The sequence below is a fragment of the Hymenobacter terrestris genome, from assembly GCF_013377905.1.
Classification (GTDB): Bacteria; Bacteroidota; Bacteroidia; order Cytophagales; family Hymenobacteraceae; genus Hymenobacter; species Hymenobacter terrestris.
The window spans coordinates 1-988 of the sequence record NZ_JABKAV010000153.1; the positions used below are offsets into that span (position 1 = coordinate 1).

Genomic DNA, 988 nt, shown 5'->3' on the forward strand with positions numbered 1-988 from the left:
CCGGTGCCGGCCGTAGACCTGCGGGTGACGGGCCAGGCCACCGGCAGTTGGGTGCGGGTGCTGGGGCGGGCGGCCACGGCAGCCGACGCTTGGCTGAGCAGCAGCACGTTCTTTGATGAGAAGTTGCGCCCGATTCAGGCGCAGAGCACCAACGCGCGCGGCGGCACCGACGTAACGACGAGCCGCTACGACTTCGCCGGGCAGGCGCTCAGCTCCTACGCCACGCACCAGGTGCCGGGCCAGCCGGCGCGGGGCGTGCGCGAGCAGCGGGCCTACGACGCGGGCGGGCGCCTGGTGAGCGTGACCCAGGAGCTGGACGGGGCCCCGGCCCAGGTGCTGGCCCGCCACAGCTACAACGAGCTGGGCCAGCTGGAAAAGAAGGCGCTGGGCGGCAAATGGGCCACCGGCACCCCGGTGCCGCGGCCGGGCGATGCGAGCGGCCCCAAGGCGTTGCAGACGGTGGACTTTCGCTACAACATCCGCGGCTGGCTGACGGGCATCAACGACATCGAGCAAGTCGCGCCGGCCGACGGGGACCTGTGGAGCTTCGCGCTCAGCTACGATGCCGGCTTCCAGGACCGGCAGTACAACGGCAACATCGCCGGGCAGCGCTGGCGGGCAGCCTCCGACGGGGTGGAGCGGGCCTACGGCTACCGCTACGACAAGCTCAATCGCCTCTTGCAGGGCGACTTTGTGGCCCGGGCCACGCCGGCCGCCGGCTGGGGGGCGGAGCGGGGCAACTACCGCTTCTCTTCCGCCTCGTATGATGCGGGCGGCAACCTTTTGACGCTGCGCCGTCGGGGCCTGGTGGCGCCGGCCTCGCGCACGAGTGCGGCCCAGTACGCCGAGACCGACAACCTGCGCTACCGCTACCAGCCCACCAGCGGCAGCGCCGAGCCGGCCAGCAACCGATTGCTGCGGGTGGACGATCTGGCCCCCGCCGCCACGGCCTTCGGGGCGAAAGTACCCGAGCGGCCCGACTTCACGG

The 988-nt window shown here is 72.1% G+C and carries 1 protein-coding gene; it reads left to right on the forward strand.

The window, feature by feature from the left end:
• Positions 1-988 (forward strand): hypothetical protein (locus HW556_RS18380; protein ID WP_218136974.1); only part of this gene is annotated, 988 nt, incomplete at both ends.